This window comes from Inquilinus sp. (assembly GCF_039594555.1).
Taxonomy (GTDB): domain Bacteria; phylum Pseudomonadota; class Alphaproteobacteria; order DSM-16000; family Inquilinaceae; genus Inquilinus.
Map to the genome: position 1 here is coordinate 1 of NZ_JBCNNF010000106.1, position 17,881 is coordinate 17,881.

Here is a 17,881-nt window from a genome sequence, read left to right on the forward strand (position 1 = left end):
ATAGCATGCCCGGGCTGCGCCGGAACCTTCGGCGTCCGGTTGACGCAGTCGCGGCGCATGTCGAGGATCGCCGCGACCCTATGTGAGAGCCCGCCATGACCGACCTCGTCATCCGCCCCGCCGAGCCCCGCGACGCCAGGGAGATCCTGGCGATGATCACCGAGCTGGCGGTGTTCGAGAAGGAGCCGGACGCGGTGCTGGCGACCGAGGCCGACCTGCTGCGCGACGGCTGGGGGCCACACCCGAAATTCGAGGCGCTGATGGCCGAGCGCGACGGCCAGGTGCTGGGCTTCGCCCTGTTCTTCTCCAGCTATTCGACCTGGGAGGGGCGGGAGGGGATCTATCTCGAGGACCTGTATGTCCGCGACGCCGCCCGCGGCCTCGGCGTCGGCCGGGCGCTGGTGACCCGGATTGCGCAGCTGGTGGTCGAGCGCGGCGGCAGGCGGCTGGACCTCTCGGTCCTGACCTGGAATCCGGCGCGGGAGGTGTATGAGAAGCTGGGCTTCGACCACAAGTCGGACTGGACCGGCTACCGCCTCACCGGCGACGCGCTGGCGGCGCTGGCGAAGGGGACGCCTGGGAACGATGGCTGAGCAGGCGGCGCCGTCCGGGTACCGGCCGCCAGTCTCGGCCGAGGAATTGATCCTGCGATACCAGGCGGGCGAACGCCGGTTCGCTGGAACCGAGCTACCCGATGAGACGATGCTTTGCGGCGTCGACCTGTCGGGATCGAACCTGCAGGGATGCTGGTTGTGGGGTGCCGATTTCCGTGGAGCAGATCTGCGGGGTGCGGTGTTCGACGGTTCGAACCTCAAGCTGTCCGATTTTCGCGACGCGGATCTGCGCGGTGCGTCCTTTCGTAAGGCCTTGCTTTGCGGGACGAAGGTCGACGGCGCCAGGATCGAGGGGACCGTCGCCGCCGGTGCGACGTTTTATGGTGCAGAGATCGTCAGCCTCGGTGAGCTTCTGACCGGCTCCGCTCCCGGAAAAACTCCAGGATGATGCAGAGGGCGACCGGCACTAGGTTGATCGCGACGATCGTCCCGGCCAGGCCGGTGCCAAGATAGACGCCGAGCGACAGCGCCCCTTGGAACGGGTCCAGCCCGATGCCGTAGGCGGGCGTGATCGACATCGCCCCGCCATCGGCGACCACGGTCACGGGCAGCCGCGCGATCATGTGGAAATGGTAGGCGATGCCGCCGGCATAGACGATCGGGATCTGGATGGCCTGGACCAGCAGCGACAGGGCATAGCCGAGGCCGCGGCGCTTCCACAGCAGGGCGCCGGCGACGATGCACAGCACCATCAGCAGGGCGGCGCCCAGCATGACCAGCCACTGCGTCGCGGCGATGATCGCCGTGCCGTCGCGATAGATCCGCTCGCCGATCTCGGTCAGGCCGACGATGCCGCCGACGATCTGGATCACCCCGATGACGCGGTCAAGGGGGAGGGCGAAGCCACGCGGGGTGCGGGTGCGGTCGGTGCTGGTCATCGGGTGCTCTGTTCGCTCTTCGGATGCCGCGGCAGCGGCGCTATTCGCACAGCCCGGTCGAGCCTTCGGCACAGATCTTGGCGCCGTCGGTCCAGGTGGCGCCGGACAGGTCGGCATCGCGGAACACGGTGCCGCGCAGCTCGGCCCCGGTCAGGTTGGCGCCGCGCAGCTTCGCGCCGACGAAGCGGGCGTTGCGCAGATCGCTTTTGCTCAGATCGGCGCCGCTCAGGTCGGCCTGGGTGAAGTCGGAATTGCCGAGCCGCGCCGAGTCCATCTTGGCGCCTTTCAGGCTGGCGTTGATGAACTTGGCGCCATAGGCCTCGGCGTTGGTGAAGATCGCCCCGTCCAGCACGGCGCGGGTCAGGCTGACCTCGCGCAGCTGGGCGCCGGTCAGGTCGACACGGGGCAGCGGCCGCTCGTCGAACAGGCAGCGCCGCCAGTTCACCCCCGGCGCGGCGGCGTCGGTGCAGCCGGCCCAGGCCGCGGCCGGGCCGAGCAGCAGGGCGATGGAGACAGCGAGGGCCCGGGCGACTCGGGTGCCGAAGAATGCGACCGACATGGGCCGGACAGTCACAGATTCCCAGGACTCAGCGCAAGCGCGCCGAAGTCACATGGATTTGCCGACCGGGCGGACGATCCGGCGCTGCCGCTCGCGGAAGGCGATGAACAGGCTGGAGCCGACGATGACGGCCGTGCCCAGCAGCTCGATCGGGGTCGGGAACTCGCCCCAGGCCAGGAAGCCGAGGCCGAGCGCGAAGATCAGCGAGGCATAGTCGAAGGGCGCGATCACCGAGGCCGGGGCCAGCTGGTAGGCCTTGGTCATCAGGATCTGGGCCACGCCGCCCAGCACGCCGACCGCGACCAGGATCGGGATGTCGATCAGGTCCGGCCAGACGCCGACGAAGGGCAGGGTGGCGGCCCCGACCACGGCGCCGGACAGGGTGAAGTAGAAGACGATGGTGACGTTGGATTCGGTGTCCGCCATCTTGCGGATCGAGACCATGGCGAAGGCCGTGGCCAGGGCGCCGGCCAGCGCCACCAGGGCGCCGAGCGAGACGCCGGTGGCGGGGCTCGGATGCACCACCAGCAGCACGCCGACGAAGCCGATCACCACCGCGCTCCAGCGATAGACCCGCACCGTCTCGCCCAGCAGCGGGATGGCCAGGATGGTGATGAACATCGGCGCGGCGTAGCCCAGCGCCGTCGCAGTCGCCAGCGGCAGCAGGCTCAGCGCGGTGAAGCCGCAGAACATCGAGACCAGGCCGGAGCCGGAACGTCGCAGATGCCCGCCCAGCCGCTCGGTGCGCAGCACCTTCCAGCCACCCAGGCGGTACACCAGCCACAGCACCGGGATCATGGCGAAGAAGCTGCGGACGAAGACGATCTGGCCGACCGGATACTGGTCGCCCAGCTGCTTGATCAGCGCCGACATGCAGGTGAACAGCGCGGCCGAGGCCAGCTTGTAGCCGATGGCGGGCAGAATGGAGGCCGGGGCCGCTTCGCCCGCGGACCCTTTCGGTTCGGCCTGGGAGATCGTCATCGGAAACGGGGCCCGTCGCGGCTCGATCGTTCCCCAGAGACTTACGCCGGGCGAATCGGCGGGGCCATGGCCGATCGCGCCGGGTCTGCCATGCGCGGCAGCGGCGGGCAGGACGCCCGAGCCGGATCCGCAGACCCGGCCCGGGCGGTCGGGCTTACTCTCCGGTCCAGCCCTTGTAGTCCTTGACGTTGTCGCGGGTGACGAGCGTCGAAGGAATCAGGGTGGGGTCCTGGGCCGGCTTCTGGCCGTTGAGCAGGCCGACGCCCTCCTGCACCGCCTTGCGGGCCATGAAGAACGGGTCCTGGGCCGAGGAGGCCTCGACCAGGGTGTTGCCCTTCAGCGCCGCGACGATGTCCGGTGCGCCGTCGACCGAGGTGATGACGATGCCGCTACGGCCGGTCTGCTTGGCCGCCAGGTCGGCGCCGATCGCGGTCGGGTCGTTGATGGCAAACACGCCGTCGATCTTCTCGAACCGGGTCAGCAGGCTCTGCATCACCGCCAGGCCGCCGTCGCGCGAGCCCTTCGCGTCCTGGTCGGCGGACAGGATCTTCAGGTCCGGCAGCTTGTCCCAGACGTTGTGGCAGCCCTTGACCCGGTCGACCACGGCCGAGACCTGCGGGCCGTTGACGATGACGACGTTGCCCTTGTTGCCCAGCTTGTCGGCGATGTACTTGCAGGCGATCTCGCCGGCCTGGACGTTGTCGGTGGTCACCGTCGCATCGGCGCCCTCGGCCGCGGTGTCGACCGCGACGACGATGATGCCGGCGGCCTGCGCCTTCTTGATCGCCGGGCCGATCGCCTTCGGGTCGCCCGGGTTCAGCAGGATCATGTCCACGCCGGCGGCGATGAAGTTGTCGATCTGGGTGAACTGCTTGCCCAGGTCGTAGTCGTAGCCGACGGCCTGGACCTCGACATTCGGGTTGGTCTTCTTCGCCTCGAACTCCGCGCCCTTGGCCAGGGCGACGAAGAACGGATTGCCCATGGAGCCGAGCGAGACGCCGATCTTCTTGAGATCCTTCGCCTCGGCGACACCGGCGGCGCCGACCGAAAGTGCCAGCGCGACGCCGGCGAGCAGGACATGTTTCAGCACGTGGTTCCTCCCCTGGTCTGTGCGATGGAGCCGGCGGGGCGACCAGAGGTCCCGCCGGCTTTTCCGGACGGTCGGAAACTCAGGTGCGGGCCGATCCCTGCAGCCGCAGCCGGTCGAGCGCGACGGCGCCGATGATGATCAGGCCCTTGATGATGTATTGCCAGACGTCGGGCACCCCGACCAGGATCAGCCCGTTCGACAGCACGGCGATGATCAGCGCGCCCACCAGCGTGCCCCAGATCGAGCCGATGCCGCCGACGAAGGAGGTGCCGCCCAGGATCACCGCGGCGATGGCGTCCAGCTCGTAGCTGACGCCGAGCTGCGTGCCGTTGGCGGCGTAGAGACGGGCGGCTGACATCACCCCGCCGAGGCCGGCGAGCAGGCCGGAGGCGCCGTAGACGAACAGCAGCACCCGCCAGACCTTGATGCCCGACAGCCGCGCCGCGTCCGGGTTGCCGCCGACCGAGTAGATGTGCACGCCCAGCACCGTCCGCCGCAGCACCAGCCAGGAGATCACGATCACCAGGAAGGCGATGATCACCAGCCAGGGCACGCCCAGCACCGTGCCGTTGCCGATGAAGTCGAAGGACAGGGACGGGTTGAACACCGTGGTGTCGCCGCCCAGCAGGCGGGCGATGCCCCGCACCGCGGTCAGCGAGCCGAGGGTGACGATGAAGGGCGGCAGCCGCAGGAAGGCGATCAGCACGCCGTTGGCCAGGCCGAAGATCAGGCCGGCGACCAGGCCGAACAGGATGCCGATCAGGCCTAGATCCGGGATCAGCGACCCGATCACCGCGACCATGGCGGAGGCCGCCAGGATCGAGCCGACCGAGAGGTCGATGCCGCCGGTCAGGATGACGAAGGTCATGCCGGCGGCCAGCACGGTGTTGATCGCCGCCTGCTGCATCACGATCGAGACGTTCTGCCAGGAGGCGAAGCGTCCACCCTCGCTCATGAAGTAGAAGGCGATGCAGAGCAGGATCAGCACCGGCAGCATGCCGACGGTCCGGATCAGGCCCTGGATCATCAGCCGGCGTTCGGCGTCGCGGTTGACGGCGGAGGTGGCGGCGTTGTCGGCCATGGGTGACGATCCCTTACTGGACAGTGGCGGCGGCGGGGTCGGTGATGCCGGTGGCGAGGGCCATGATCGCCTCCTGGGTCAGGGGGCGACCGGACGCGCCGCCGGCCTCGCCCTCGATCCGGCCCTCGCGCATCACCAGGGCGCGGTCGGCGATGCCGATCACCTCCGGCAGCTCCGAGGAGATGACGATGACGCCGATCCCGGCCTTCGCCAGCCCGTCGATGATGCGGTAGATCTCCGACTTGGCGCCGATGTCGACGCCGCGCGTCGGCTCGTCGAGGATCAGGATGCGCGGCTTGGTTTCCAGCAGGCGCGACAGCAGAACCTTCTGCTGGTTGCCGCCGGACAGCGCGCCGACCGTGACCTCCGGGTTGGCCACCCGGATCTTCAGCGCGGCGATGGCGTCGCGGGCCCGGACCTTGGCCCGGCCGCGGTCGAGCACGCCGCCGGGCCCGGCATCGGTGCCGCAGACCACGAGGTTGATGTTGTCCTGCACCGACATGTCGAGGAACAGGCCCTGGCCCTTGCGGTCCTCGGTCAGATAGGCGATGCCGGCGGCGATGGCGTCGCCCGGCCCGTGGATCTGCAGGGGCTTGCCGTCGAGGCTGACCTCGCCGGAGGTCTTCGCCTCGGCGCCGAAGATCAGCCGCGCCAGCTCGGTGCGGCCGGAGCCGACAAGGCCGGCGATGCCCAGCACCTCGCCCTCATGCAGCTCGAAGCTGCAGCCGCGCACCCGGTGCCCGTCGGCGATGTCGCGCACCGCGAAGATCACCCGGCCGCGGCTCTGATGCGCGTCGTGGTCCTTCTTGTAGAAGCCGGAGATGTCGCGCCCGACCATCATCTTGACCAGCGCCTCGGCCGACAGGCCGTCGCGGTCCAGCGTGCCGACATAGCTGCCGTCGCGCAGCACCGAGACACGGTCGGACAGCTCGTAGATCTCGGACATGCGGTGGCTGATATAGATGATCGCCAGCCCCTCGGCCTTCAGCCGGCGGATCAGCTCGAACAGCCGGTCGGTCTCGCGCGCCGACAGGGCGGTGGTCGGCTCGTCCATCACCAGGATGCGGGCCCGGGCGTGGATGGCGCGGGCGATCTCGACGAGCTGGCGCTCGGCGATCGACAGGGTGCCGACCAGCGTCGTCGGGCGGAAGGTCGCGCCCAGCCGCTTCAGCACGTCCTCGCAGCCGGCCTGCATCGCCGCGCGATCGACGAAGGGTCCGGATTTCGGCTCGCGGCCGAGATAGATGTTCTCCGCCACGCTCAGATTGGGCGACAGGCTGAGCTCCTGGTAGATCACGGCGATGCCCAGCTGCTTGGCGGCGAGCGGGCCGTTGATCGTCACATCCTTGCCATCGAGGCGGATGGTGCCGCCGGCATCGGCCTGGTAGGCGCCGGACAGCACCTTCATCAGGGTCGACTTGCCGGCCCCGTTCTCGCCCATCAAGGCGTGGATCTCGCCCGGATAGACGGTCAGGTCGACCCGGGTCAGCGCCTTCACCCCCGGGAAGGTCTTGGAGATGCCGTGCATCTCCAGGATCGGCGTGGGGCTAGTCTGCGGCTGCAGCATGGTCGCGCCATCCTCTCTCATCGGCGCTGCGGGTCAGGATCGAGGCCCGCGGCGAGAAGCTGAAGAACATCGGCAGGCTGGCGGCGCCGATGGCGCCGGCATCGCAGCCGAAGGTGCCGTGCAGCAGGCGCGGCGGCTGGCCGGCCTCCGGCACGGTGGCGGCCAGCCGCGACTGCAGCCGGCCGATCAGGGCGTCGATCAGCCCGTCGTCGATATCGGCATCGATGATCACGCTGCGGATCTCCAGCAGCGCCGATGCCGACCAGATCGCGTCGGTCATGGCGTCGACGCAGTCGCCGATCCATTCCGCCACCGGCGGCTGCCCGCCAGCGATCGCGGCCGTGAGGTCGGCGCGGCTGCCGCCGGGCAGGCCGTGGAAGGCGAGATGGCGCGACAGCGCGTTCAGCGAGGCCCGGGTCAGCAGGATGTCGCGGCCGTCGGCGGGGGCGGGGGCCGAGGCCAGGCGCCCGGGTCCGACCGGCAGCATCGCCACATCGCCGGCATTGCCGGTCGGGCCGCGCAGGCAGTCGCCGCCCAGCACCACGCCGCCGCCGATGGCCGGGCCGATGAACAGGTACAGGAAGTCGTCGATGCTGCGGCCGATGCCGTAGAACAGCTCGGCCACGGCGGCGGCGGTGCCGTCATTCTCGCCGAAGACCGGCAGGCCGGTCGCCTCCTCCAGCATCGCCGGGAAGTCGGCCACGTCCCAGGCGGCGAAATCGGCCAGCGGCAGGTCCAGCTGGTGCAGCCAGGCGCCGAGATTGTAGGGCTGGGCCAGGCCGATGCCGGCCAGCTTCGGCCGGTCGGTCGGGCTCAGCACGTCCAGCAGCTCGGCCACATCCTGCCGGGCGATGCGCAGCGCCTCGGCCGGGGCGGGCAGCAGCCCATCATGGCTGCGGCGGGCGATCACGGACCCGCCGAAATCGATCAGCACCGATTCCATGCTGCGGCGATCCAGCCGGACGCCGATGCCGAAGGCGCCCTGTGGCGCCAGGCGGTACAGGGTGGCGGGCTGGCCGCGGCCGCCGTCATGCCGCTTGCCCAGCGAGGCGATCAGCCCGTCCGCCTCCAGCTGGGCGATGATGCCGCCGATCGCGGTGTTGGTCAGCTCCGCCTGCCGGGCCAGCTCGGCCTTCGACGCCTCGCCGGCACGGCGCAGGGTCTGCAGCACCAGCCGCTCATTGTAGCGGCGGAGCTGCAGGGAATTCGTGCCGCGGCGGATGGCGGACCGGCGCAATTCCTGATCGTCCTCCCGACGCGTGGTATTAATTGAACGTGATGGAATTAATCCGAGGAGCCTCCGCGCGTCAAGGACAGTTTATCTCGTTTTTGCTTCGAAACCCGACATGAGCTTTCGGACGTCTCTGACAAACGGATCGTCAAGCGAGCATCTGCTCAAGCCACGGGCGGGTTTCGTCAGGCGACGGCGGGGAGATCGGCGATCCGCCACAGGCCCAGCGCCTTGTCGCGATAGGCGCCGCCTTCCTCGGTGCAGCCTTCGACGATGACGCGGTGCGGCACCGGCAGATCGAAGGGCGGACGCTGCAGGTTCAGCGGCCGCCAGTCGCCGTCGGCGATGACGCGGTTGCCCTGCAGCTCCAGGAAGGTGGTGGTCAGCAGCCAGGTCGAGCCGGAGCGGCGGAGATTGGCGAAGGCGGCGGCGATGCTCTCGGCCGAGAGATGCACCAGGCAGTCTCGGCACAGCACGACATCGGCCCTGGGCAGCGCGTCGCGGGTCAGATCCAGGCGCAGGAAGCGGCGCCGGTCGGTCTCGCCATACAGGACGATGTTCTTGGCGACCAGGTCGGCGACGATGTCGGCGCCGGTGTAGGCGATGCCCTCGAGATGGGTCCGGCTCATCCAGCCGAAATCGCCGCAGGGCAGGTCGAGCAGCGAGGCGGCGCCGATCTCGCGCAGCAGGGCCGGGATCGCGGCGCGCAGTTGGGCGGTGCCGTCGAGGCCGGAGCCGAGGCCCGAGCGCGATTCCTCGGCGCCCCAGACATTGTTGCGCCAGATGTAGTCGAAGGTGTCGGCCAGGCCCAACCCGGCCAGCGCCCCGGTGTGCCGGCGATAGACGCGCTGGGCCAGCGCCTCCGGCCGGTCGGTGTCGGCGAGCGGCTTGGTCTCATCCGTCATGGCGAGGCCTTTCAGGCGGCGCAGGCCTCGGCGCGGCGGGGGCGGATGCCGAGGAAGCGGCAGATCGCTAGGGTCAGCTCGGCCCGGTTCAGGGTGTAGAAGTGGAACTCCTCCACCCCATGGGTCTGCAGCAGGCGGCACTGCTCGACCGCGACCGACGCTGCGACCAGCTGGCGCGTGTCCGGCGTCTCGTCCAGCCCCTCGAACAGCATCTCCAGCCAGTCCGGGACGGCGGCGCCGCAGGCGGTCGCGAACTCCTTGGTCCGGGCGAAGTTGGTGATCGGCAGGATGCCGGGCACGATCGGCAGGCCGATGCCCGCCGCGGCCGCGCGGTCGCGGAACCGCAGGAATGCCTCGGTGTCGAAGAAGAACTGGGTCAGCGCCCGGTCGGCGCCGGCATCGGCCTTGCGCTTCAGGTTGTCCAGGTCGAAATCGGCGGAGGGGGCCGCCGGATGCACCTCCGGATAGGCCGCGACCGAGATGTCGAAATCGGCGATGCGGCGCAGCCCGGCCACCAGGTCGGCGGCATAGGCATAGCCGTCCGGCCGCACTTGGTAGGGCGCGCCGCCGGGCGGGTCGCCGCGCAGCGCCACGATGCGGCGGATGCCGGCCGCCCACAGGGCGCGGGCGACGCCGTCGATCTCCTCGCGCGAGGCACCGACGCAGGTCAGGTGCGAGGCGGTGGGCAGGCCGCTGCCGTCCTGGATCTTGGTGACGATGCCGAAGGTGCGGTCGCGGGTCGACCCGCCGGCGCCGTAGGTGACCGAGACGAAATCCGGCGCCAGCGGTGCCAGCCGCGTCACCGTCTCCATCAGCGTCGCCTCCGCCGCGTCGCTCTTCGGCGGGAAGAACTCGAAGCTGACGATCGGATCGCGGCGGCCGGCCTCGGCCGAAGCATTCGCATGGGGCAGGGTCGTCATGCTGCGGCCTTCCGTTGTGCCGCCCGCCTGGCGGGCCAGATGGTGACGGTCAGGGGGGCGCCGGGCAGATGCACCGGCGGTTCGGTGTCGAAACCGGCCCGCTGCAGCCAGCGGGCGAAGATGTCGTCGGGGAAGCCGAGCCAGCGATGGGCGTGCTCGCTGCGCAGGTTCTCGACGTCGTGCGGCGCGAAATCGGCGACGATCAGCCGGCCGCCGGGGCGCAGCACCCGCGCCGCCTCCGCGATCGCCGCGGCCGGGTCCTCGAGATGGTGCAGAACGTGGTGCACCAGCGCCACGTCGAAGGATTCGCCGGCGAGGGGCAACTGGTACAGGTCACCCTGGCGCACCTGGCAATGGCGCTGCAGCCCGGCACGCTCGATATTGGCCCGGGCCACCGACAGCATCTCGCGCGACAGGTCGATGCCGACCGCGCGCCGCACCCGTTCGCCCAGCAGGATCAGCATCCGGCCGCTGCCGGTGCCCAGGTCCAGCAGGTCGCCGATCTCGCCGGGCGGCAGCAGGTCGACGATCGCCTGCTCCACCGCGCTGTCGGCGATGTGCAGGGTGCGGATCTCGTCCCAGTGCGAGGCGTTGTCGCGGAAATAGCCGGCGGCCATCTCGGCGCGCTGGCGCTTCACCGCCTCCAGCCGCTCCAGGTCCAGCCCGACCGTGGCGTCGGCATCCGGGATCAGGTCGACCAGGCTGCGCGCCAGCTCGGCCACCGCGCCGCTCTCGGCCAGGCGGAAGAAGGCGAAGGTGCCCTCGCGGAACCGGTCCAAGAGGCCGGCCTCGGCCAGCAGCTTCAGGTGGCGCGACACGCGCGGCTGGCTCTGGCCCAGGATCTGCGTCAGGTCGGTGACCGACAGGTCGCCATGGGCGCACAGCATCAGGATCCGAAGCCGTGTCGGCTCGGCCGCCGCTTTCAGCCCCTGCAGCAGACGCTCCACGATCCTTCGGCCTCCTGCTCCTCAGCCTGCACCAAGGGCAGGATAGCAAACTCCCAGCAAGACATAAACATGTCTTTATGTGTTTGTGGTGCGGCGGCCTGCCATCCCGTTGTCGTCATCCCCGCGAAAGCGGGGATCTCGTCACGCCTCGAACGGATCGAGATTCCCGCTTTCGCGGGAATGACGGGTGGGGAGACGGCGCGGAGCCTTACAGCGCCCCCATCTCGGTCAGCTCCCGCCGCGTCTGCTCCGGCGACTCGAAGCGGATCGCGCGCATGCCGACGGCGCGGGCGCCGGCGACATTGTCCGGGTTGTCGTCGATGAAGATGCAGTCGGCCAGATCAAGGCCGAAGCGGCTCTCCAGCAGCCGGTAGATCCGCGCATCCGGCTTCAGCAGCTTCTCATGGGCGGAGACGATGACGCCGTCGAACCAGCCGAGGAACGGGTACTTCGCCAGGGCCACGGCGAACTTCTCGGCCGAGAAGTTGGTGATGGCATAGACCTTGTCGCCGCGGTCCTTCAGCCCCTTCAGGATCTCGACCGTGCCGTCGATGACATGGGGCACCATCTCCTCCCAGCGCTCGTCGAAAGCGCGGATCAGATCCTCGTGATGCGGGAACTCGGCCACCTTGGCGGCGATTGCCTCCGGGAACGGAACGCCGCCATCCATCGACAGATTCCAGTCATGGGTGCAGACTTCGGCCAGGAATGTTTCCATTGCCGCCTCGTCCGCGAACAGCTTGCGATAGAGATGCCGCGGGTTCCACTCGAGCAGCACGGCGCCGATGTCGAAGACGATGGTGGGCCGGCCCGAGGTATGGTGTGGCGAGTCCGGGCGTGACGAGGTCATGGCAAGAGGCTCCGCTTCGGGCTATGTGGAATCGCTGGTAGCACGCGGGGAAAGCCGACCCAAGCCATGAAGCTGCACACCTATTTCCGCTCCTCGGCCGCCTATCGCGTCCGCATCGCCATGGCGCTGAAGGGGCTCGACTACGATTCGGTGTTCCACCATCTGCGCCGGGGCGAGCAGGCGATCGAGCCCTACCGCTCGCTCAACCCGCAGAAGCTGGTGCCGGCGCTGGAGGGCGAGGGGCCGGTGATCACCCAGTCGCTGGCGATCATCGAGTATCTGGAGGAGACGCATCCCGCGCCGCCTCTGCTGCCGCCCGATCCGGCAGGCCGCGCCCGGGTGCGGTCGATCGCATTGGCGATCGCCTGCGACATCCATCCGATCAACAATCTGCGCGTGCTGCGCTATCTGCGGACGCCGCTCGGCCACAACGAGGCCGAGATCGAGGAGTGGTATCGCCACTGGGTGGCGGAGGGCTTGAGCGCGCTGGAGACCCAGCTGTCGCGGTCGCCGCAGACCGGCGCCTTCTGCCACGACTCGACGCCGACCATCGCCGATTGCTGCCTGATCCCGCAGCTCTACGCCGCCCGGCGCTTCGACTGCGACCTCAACCCCTATCCGACGCTGCTGGGGATCGAGGAGCGGGCGGTGGCCCTGCCGGCCTTCGCCGAGGCGGCGCCGGAGCGCCAGGGCGACGCCGAGGCCTGACACCGGCGGGCCGGGGGCGCGCCGAACCCCGCCTATGCGGCGGCCATGACAAGGGGGCAGCATGACGACGGAGACGGCCGACACCAGCCCGACCGCCTGGTTCCAGGAGATGTCGCCGCCGGAGCGGCGGACCTTTTGGGCCTGTTTCGCCGGCTGGGGACTGGACGCGATGGACGTCCAGATCTACAGCTTCGTGATCCCGACCATTGTCGCGCTGTGGAGCCTGACCAACGCCCAGGCCGGCCAGATCGCCACGGTGACGCTGCTGTGCTCCGCCGTCGGCGGCTGGCTCGCCGGCCTGCTGGCCGACCGCATCGGCCGGGTGCGGACGCTGCAGCTGACCATCCTCTGGTTCTCGGTCTTCACCTTTCTCAGCGGCTTCGCCCAGAACTTCGAGCAGCTGCTGATCGCCCGTGCCCTGATGGGCTTCGGCTTCGGCGGCGAATGGGCGGCCGGCGCCGTGCTGATGGGCGAGGTGATCCGGGCCGAGCATCGCGGCAAGGCGGTCGGCACCGTGCAGTCGGGCTGGGCCATCGGCTGGGCGGTGGCGCTGATCGTCAAGACCGTGCTGTTTCTGGCCTTCGACCCGTCCGTCGCCTGGCGCTATCTGTTCTTCATCGGCATCCTGCCGGCGATCCTGGTGTTCTTCCTGCGCCGCTTCGTCGACGAGCCGCCGGTGTTCGCGGAGACGCAGCGCCGGATCGCCGAGACCGGCGACCGGCCCGGGCTGCTGGAGATCTTCTCCGGCCCGGTCCTGAAGATCACCATCCTGACCTCGCTGCTGACCACCGGCGCCCAGGGCGGATACTACGCCATCACCACCTGGCTGCCGAGCTACCTCAAGGGCCAGGGCCTGTCCGACATTGGCAGCAGCGGCTATCTCGCCGTGGTCATCGCCGGGTCGTTCACCGGCTATCTCGTCGGCGCCTATCTGGCCGACCGGATCGGGCGGAAAAGGCTGTTCTTCCTGTTCTCGGCCTGCGCCATCGTCATGGTGTTCGCCTACACCAGCCTCAATCTGAGCAACGAGGTGGTGCTGCTGTTGGGCTTCCCGCTCGGCTTCTTCGGCTCCGGCTATTTCAGCGGCGTCGGCGCCTTCCTGACCGAGCTGTTCCCGACCCGGGTGCGCGGCTCCGGCCAGGGCTTCGCCTATAATTTCGGCCGTGGCGTCGGCGCCCTGTTCCCGATGCTGGTCGGCTATCTCAGCGCCAGCATGTCGCTGGGGCAGGCGATCGCGATCTTTGCCATCGGCGCCTACGCCCTGCTGTTCATCGCCGCCCTGGCCCTGCCCGAGACCAAGGGGAAGACCCTGCATGCCGATGGCTGAACCGCTGCCCACCGCACCGCTATGCCAGGGCCCGGATCCGGCGCCGCGGCCGCCGCGCCGGATCGCGCTGCCGGCCGGCGCCTGCGACACCCACGCCCATGTCATCGGCGGGCCGCCGGACTATCCGCTGGTCGCCAGCCGCAGCTACACCCCGCCAGAGGCGCCGCCCGCCGCCTATCTCGGCATGCTCGACGCCGTCGGCATAAGCCGCGGCGTGCTGGTCCAGGTCAGCGTCCACGGCACCGACAACCGGCTGATGGTCGAGACGCTGGAGGCGAATCGCGGCCGGCTGCGCGGCATCGCCGTGGTGAATGCCGATGCGCCGGACGCCGAGTTGGCCCGGCTCAAGGAAGCCGGCGTGGTCGGGCTGCGCCTCAACGTGCTGTTCGGCGGCGGCGTCGGCTTCGACCAGCTGGAGCGGCTGGGTGACCGCTGCCGGGAACTGGGCTGGCACCTGCAGTTCCTGCTCGACGCCCGCACGCTGCCGGAGCTGGCGCCGCGGCTGGAGCGGCTGCCGGTGCCCTTCGTCATCGACCATATGGGCCACATGCCGGCCTCGGCCGGGATCGGCCATCCCGGCTTCCAGGCGCTGCTGGGCCTGCTGCGGCGGGGCAGGGGCTGGGTCAAGCTGTCCGGCGCCTTCCGCGTCTCGACCGCCGGGCCGCTCTATGCCGACACCATCCCCTTCGCCCGCGCCTTGGTCGAGGCCGCGCCGGACCGGATGGTGTGGGGCAGCGACTGGCCGCATGTCGCCCATCCCGGCGAGATGCCGAATGTCGGCGACCTGCTCGACCTGCTGGCCGACTGGGTGCCCGACCCGGCGCAGCGCGACGCGGTCCTGGCCGCCAACCCGGCCCGGCTGTACGGCTTCGGCTGATCGGAGAGGAGGACGGCGCCGATGTGCAACGAGTACAGCTCGAAGGTCGACGTCGCCACCGTCAATGCGGACTTCGCCGCCGCAGGCATCCTGCTCGGCGCCTCCGACGGCACGCCGAACCTCGAGGCCCGGGACAGCATCCGGATCACCGAGACGGCGCCGATCGTCCGCATGGCGGAGGGCGGGGCGGGCGACCTGGTGCAGCGGCGCTGGAGCTGGCCGGGGCCGGGCGGCCGGCCGGTCTACAACTTCCGCTCCGACAACCGGGAGTTCCCTAGCGGCCGCTGCCTGATCATCGCCGACGGCTTCTATGAGTTCACCGATCCGGCGGAGCCCGGGAAGAAGCGCAAGGACAAGTGGCGCTTCACGCTCGCCGGGGAGCCCTGGTTCTGCATCGCCGGCCTGTGGCGGGCCGTGCCGGAGCTCGGGGAGGCCTTCACCATGCTGACCACCGCCCCCGGCCCGGACATCGCGCCCTATCACGACCGCCAGGTCGCCGTGCTGCGCCGCGCCGACTGGGCGGCCTGGCTCGGCGGCTCGGTGTCGGCCAAGGCCCTGCTGCAGCCGCTGCCGGCGGGAAGCCTGACTGTCGAGCGGGTCGGCTGAGGGACATCCCGGCGGCATCAGACCTCCAGCAGCACCGACCCGCTGGTGCGGCCGGCCTCCAGCGCCCGGTGGGCCTCGGCCACCTCGGCCAGCGGGTAGACGGCGCCGATCAGCGGCCGCAGCCCGGCCTCGACCTCGGCCAGCACCTCGGCCGCGGCGCGCGGATAGATCGCCGGGTCGGGCAGGTAGTGGCGCAGCACGCTGGGCCGGGCCAGGGCGATCGACCGAGCCGGTCCCAGCTCGCCGACATCGATGGTCGGCAGGCTGCCGCCGACCTGGCCGAGGCTGGCGACCAGCCCGTAGGGCGCCATGGCGTCGAAGGTCCGCAGCAGCGTGTCGCCGCCGACGCCGTCGATCGCCATGTCGGCGCCGCGGCCGCCGGTCAGGTCGCGCACCGCGGCGACGAAGTCGGTCTCGCGGTACAGGATGACGTGGTCGGCGCCATGGGCCTTGGCCAGCTCGGCCTTGCGCGCGTCGCCGACGGTGCCGATCACGGTGGCGCCGCGCCGCTTGGCCCATTGCGACGCGATCACGCCGACGCCGCCGGCCGCCGCCTGGATCAGCACCGTGTCGCCGGGACGCAGCGGCCGCACCCGCTCGAACAGCATATGGGCGGTCAGCCCGCGCACCAGCACCGCGGCGGCGACGTCGAGGCCGATGCCGTCGGGCAGGCGGATGGCGCGGTCGGCCGGCAGAAGCCGGCGCCCGGCATAGCTGCCGGTCGGCAGCCCGGCATAGGCGATGCGGTCGCCCTCGCGCAGGCCGGCCACGCCCGAGCCCACCTGCTCGACCGTGCCGGCGCCCTCGACGCCCAGCCCGGCGGGCAGGGCCGGCTGACCGTACAGGCCCGTGCGGTGATAGACATCGACGAAATTGACCCCGGAGAAGGCCTGCCGGACCAGGATCTCGCCGGGGCCGGGCTCGGCCAGCGGCACGGTGTCGAGCGACAGCGCCTCCGGCCCGCCGGGGGCATGGATGCGGATGGCGTGGGTGCTGGGCATGGGACCTCCTCGGTTCGATCGGCCGAGCATGGATCGGTCGCGATCCGTGCGGAATTCCGGGAGATCGCACGGGATCCGTGCGAGACTGCACGGATGGAATGGGGTGATGTCCGCTACTTCCTGGCCCTGGCGCGGTCCGGGTCGCTCTCCGCCGCCTCGCGCCGGCTGGGGGTCGAGCACACCACCGTCGCCCGCCGGGTCGACGCGCTGGAGGCGGCGCTGGGCACCCGGCTGTTCGACCGGCTGCCGCGCGGCTGGCGCCTGACCGCCGAGGGCGAACGGCTGGTCGACGATGCCGGGCGGCTGGAGGAGGAGGCGCTGGCCTTCGCCCGCCGCGCCGCCGGCGGCAGCGGCGTCGCCGGGCCGGTCGCGGTCTCGGCCCCGCCCTTCCTGGCCAACCATTTCCTGGCGCCGCGGCTGGGGCCGGTCCTGGCCGCCCATCCCGGGCTCGTCCTGACCCTGATCGGCGAGAAGCGGGCGGCGATGCTGGGCCAGCGCGAGGCCGACCTGGTGCTGCGCCTGTCGCGGCCGGCCGAGCACGGCGCCGTGGCCCGCCGCGTCGGCACCATGGCCTTCGGCCTCTACGCCGCGCCGTCCTATCTGGAAGGCCGGCGGCCGGAGGACTGGGTGTTCCTGGGCGACGACGAGTCCGCGGGCGAGCTGCCGCAGCACCGCTGGCTGCTCGGCTTCGCCGGGTCGCGGCCGCTGGTGCTGCGCAGCAACGACATGACGACGCTGTTCCAGGCCGCCCGCGCCGGCATCGGCATCGCCGCCTTGCCGTGCTTCGTCGGCGAGGGTGATCCGGGCCTGACCTGCGTCGAGGCCGACCGCGACGGCGTGGGCAGCCGCGAGATCTGGATCGGCATCCATGAGGACCTGCGCCGCTCGCCGCGGCTGCGGCTGGCGATGGACGCGATCGCCGCGATCTTCACCCGCGAGCGCCGGCTGCTGGAGGGATCTGCCCCGTAAGCTGATCCCGATGAGTTTCGCGAATGGATCGTCATCCCGTGCGCGCTGCGGCGCGCAGTGCCGCTGCGCAGACACGGGATCTCGACGCCAATCTCGAAGAGATCCCGGTTCTGCGGCGCACCACTTCGTGCTGCGCCGCGCCCGGGATGACAATGTGGTGAGGGACCGATGATTGATTTCGCCGGCTCAGGCCCCTGTCGCCGCCCGCAGCGCCTGGTCGAGGTCGGCGATGATGTCGCCCACCGATTCCAGGCCGATCGACAAACGGATCACCTCCGGCCCGGCGCCGGCCGCCTTCAGCCCCTCCGGCGTCAGCTGGCGGTGGGTGGTCGAGGCCGGGTGGATGATCAGCGACCTTGCGTCGCCGATATTGGCCAGGTGGCTTAGCAGCTCGACACCCTCCACCACCTTCACGCCGGCGTCGAAGCCGCCCTTGACGCCGAAGGTGAAGACGGCGCCGGCGCCGCGCGGCAGGTACTTCTTCGCGAGATCGTGGTATTTCGAGCCCGGCAGGCCGGCATAGTTCACCCATTCGACCGCCGGATGGGTCGACAGGAAGTCCGCCACCTTCTGCGCATTCTCGATGTGCCGGTCCATCCGCAGCGACAGCGTCTCGATGCCCAGCAGGGTCAGGAAGGCGTTCAGCGGCTGCTGGTTGGTGCCGAGGTCGCGCAGGCCGACGGCATGGCCGTAGAAGGTGTAGGCCAGGTCACCGAAGGTCTCGAAGAAGCGCAGCCCGTGATAGCCCGGCTCCTCGGCGGTCAGGCCCT

Annotated in this window: 20 protein-coding genes; 7 read left to right on the top strand and 13 right to left on the bottom strand. The window is 70.3% G+C overall.

The window, feature by feature from the left end; translation table 11 throughout:
• The first annotated feature begins 95 nt into the window (after window positions 1-95).
• Window positions 96-593: a GNAT family N-acetyltransferase gene (locus ABDW35_RS13580; RefSeq protein WP_343714404.1), complete on the top strand. Its 498-nt coding sequence runs from the start codon at window positions 96-98 to the stop codon at window positions 591-593.
• Window positions 586-1,002, top strand: coding sequence for a pentapeptide repeat-containing protein (locus ABDW35_RS13585; RefSeq protein WP_343714405.1), 417 nt, complete (start codon window positions 586-588; stop codon window positions 1,000-1,002). Before ABDW35_RS13580 ends, ABDW35_RS13585 begins: the two co-directional genes overlap by 8 nt.
• Here ABDW35_RS13585 and ABDW35_RS13590 read toward each other — a convergent pair.
• The 11 genes from ABDW35_RS13590 to ABDW35_RS13640 all read right to left on the bottom strand — a co-directional run bounded on the left by ABDW35_RS13590 (window position 950) and on the right by ABDW35_RS13640 (window position 11,623).
• Window positions 950-1,492 (bottom strand): hypothetical protein, encoded by a 543-nt coding sequence (locus ABDW35_RS13590; protein ID WP_343714406.1) that lies wholly within the window; start codon window positions 1,490-1,492, stop codon window positions 950-952. The two genes, ABDW35_RS13585 and ABDW35_RS13590, sit on opposite strands and share 53 nt — an antisense overlap.
• Window positions 1,493-1,532: 40 nt before the next feature.
• Entirely contained in the window at window positions 1,533-2,051 is a 519-nt protein-coding gene (locus ABDW35_RS13595; RefSeq protein ID WP_343714407.1) for a pentapeptide repeat-containing protein, read from the bottom strand.
• Window positions 2,052-2,099: 48 nt separating this feature from the next.
• Window positions 2,100-3,032, bottom strand: coding sequence for a DMT family transporter (locus tag ABDW35_RS13600; protein ID WP_343714408.1), 933 nt, complete (start codon window positions 3,030-3,032; stop codon window positions 2,100-2,102).
• Window positions 3,033-3,186: 154 nt separating this feature from the next.
• Window positions 3,187-4,122 carry an ABC transporter substrate-binding protein gene (locus ABDW35_RS13605; RefSeq protein WP_034831145.1) on the bottom strand — a complete coding sequence of 312 codons (936 nt, stop codon included), beginning with the start codon at window positions 4,120-4,122 and terminating at the stop codon, window positions 3,187-3,189.
• Between the two features lie 79 nt (window positions 4,123-4,201).
• Window positions 4,202-5,203: a ribose ABC transporter permease gene (locus ABDW35_RS13610; RefSeq protein WP_343714409.1), complete on the bottom strand. Its 1,002-nt coding sequence runs from the start codon at window positions 5,201-5,203 to the stop codon at window positions 4,202-4,204.
• Window positions 5,204-5,216: 13 nt separating this feature from the next.
• Entirely contained in the window at window positions 5,217-6,770 is a 1,554-nt protein-coding gene (locus ABDW35_RS13615) for a sugar ABC transporter ATP-binding protein (RefSeq protein WP_343714410.1), read from the bottom strand.
• Window positions 6,751-8,007, bottom strand: coding sequence for an ROK family transcriptional regulator (locus ABDW35_RS13620; RefSeq protein ID WP_343714411.1), 1,257 nt, complete (start codon window positions 8,005-8,007; stop codon window positions 6,751-6,753). The genes ABDW35_RS13615 and ABDW35_RS13620 overlap by 20 nt, the downstream gene beginning before the upstream one ends.
• Before the next feature lie 179 nt (window positions 8,008-8,186).
• Window positions 8,187-8,906 (bottom strand): class I SAM-dependent methyltransferase, encoded by a 720-nt coding sequence (locus ABDW35_RS13625; RefSeq protein ID WP_343714412.1) that lies wholly within the window; start codon window positions 8,904-8,906, stop codon window positions 8,187-8,189.
• 11 nt (window positions 8,907-8,917) lie between these two features.
• A complete protein-coding gene (gene metF, locus ABDW35_RS13630; RefSeq protein WP_343714413.1) occupies window positions 8,918-9,826 on the bottom strand; it encodes a methylenetetrahydrofolate reductase [NAD(P)H] in 909 nt (302 codons plus the stop codon).
• On the bottom strand, window positions 9,823-10,773 hold the full coding sequence (locus ABDW35_RS13635) for a metalloregulator ArsR/SmtB family transcription factor (protein ID WP_343714414.1): 951 nt from the start codon (window positions 10,771-10,773) through the stop codon (window positions 9,823-9,825). The genes metF and ABDW35_RS13635 overlap by 4 nt, the downstream gene beginning before the upstream one ends.
• A 208-nt stretch (window positions 10,774-10,981) precedes the next feature.
• The gene (locus ABDW35_RS13640; protein ID WP_343714415.1) at window positions 10,982-11,623 is read right to left on the bottom strand and encodes an HAD family phosphatase; all 642 of its coding nucleotides are present in this window, start codon (window positions 11,621-11,623) and stop codon (window positions 10,982-10,984) included.
• A gap of 66 nt (window positions 11,624-11,689) precedes the next feature.
• Between ABDW35_RS13640 and maiA the strand changes: the two genes are divergently transcribed.
• The 4 genes from maiA to ABDW35_RS13660 all read left to right on the top strand — a co-directional run bounded on the left by maiA (window position 11,690) and on the right by ABDW35_RS13660 (window position 15,141).
• Entirely contained in the window at window positions 11,690-12,331 is a 642-nt protein-coding gene (gene maiA / locus ABDW35_RS13645; RefSeq protein ID WP_343714416.1) for a maleylacetoacetate isomerase, read from the top strand.
• A 61-nt stretch (window positions 12,332-12,392) separates the two neighbouring features.
• Complete coding sequence (locus ABDW35_RS13650; protein WP_343714417.1) at window positions 12,393-13,658, top strand: MFS transporter; 1,266 nt, start codon at window positions 12,393-12,395, stop codon at window positions 13,656-13,658.
• On the top strand, window positions 13,645-14,535 hold the full coding sequence (locus tag ABDW35_RS13655; RefSeq protein ID WP_343714418.1) for an amidohydrolase family protein: 891 nt from the start codon (window positions 13,645-13,647) through the stop codon (window positions 14,533-14,535). Before ABDW35_RS13650 ends, ABDW35_RS13655 begins: the two co-directional genes overlap by 14 nt.
• 21 nt (window positions 14,536-14,556) lie before the next feature.
• The gene (locus ABDW35_RS13660) at window positions 14,557-15,141 is read left to right on the top strand and encodes an SOS response-associated peptidase (protein ID WP_343714419.1); all 585 of its coding nucleotides are present in this window, start codon (window positions 14,557-14,559) and stop codon (window positions 15,139-15,141) included.
• 17 nt (window positions 15,142-15,158) lie between these two features.
• On the opposite strand, the gene ABDW35_RS13665 is transcribed toward ABDW35_RS13660, so the two are convergent.
• Entirely contained in the window at window positions 15,159-16,142 is a 984-nt protein-coding gene (locus tag ABDW35_RS13665) for a quinone oxidoreductase (protein ID WP_343714420.1), read from the bottom strand.
• A 93-nt stretch (window positions 16,143-16,235) separates the two neighbouring features.
• Between ABDW35_RS13665 and ABDW35_RS13670 the strand changes: the two genes are divergently transcribed.
• Window positions 16,236-17,111 carry a LysR family transcriptional regulator gene (locus ABDW35_RS13670; protein WP_343714421.1) on the top strand — a complete coding sequence of 292 codons (876 nt, stop codon included), beginning with the start codon at window positions 16,236-16,238 and terminating at the stop codon, window positions 17,109-17,111.
• Window positions 17,112-17,297: 186 nt separating this feature from the next.
• Here the strand turns inward: ABDW35_RS13670 and ABDW35_RS13675 are convergent.
• Window positions 17,298-17,881, bottom strand: a 584-nt coding sequence (locus ABDW35_RS13675) for a PLP-dependent transferase (protein ID WP_343714422.1), incomplete at its 5' end; no start/stop codon positions are given.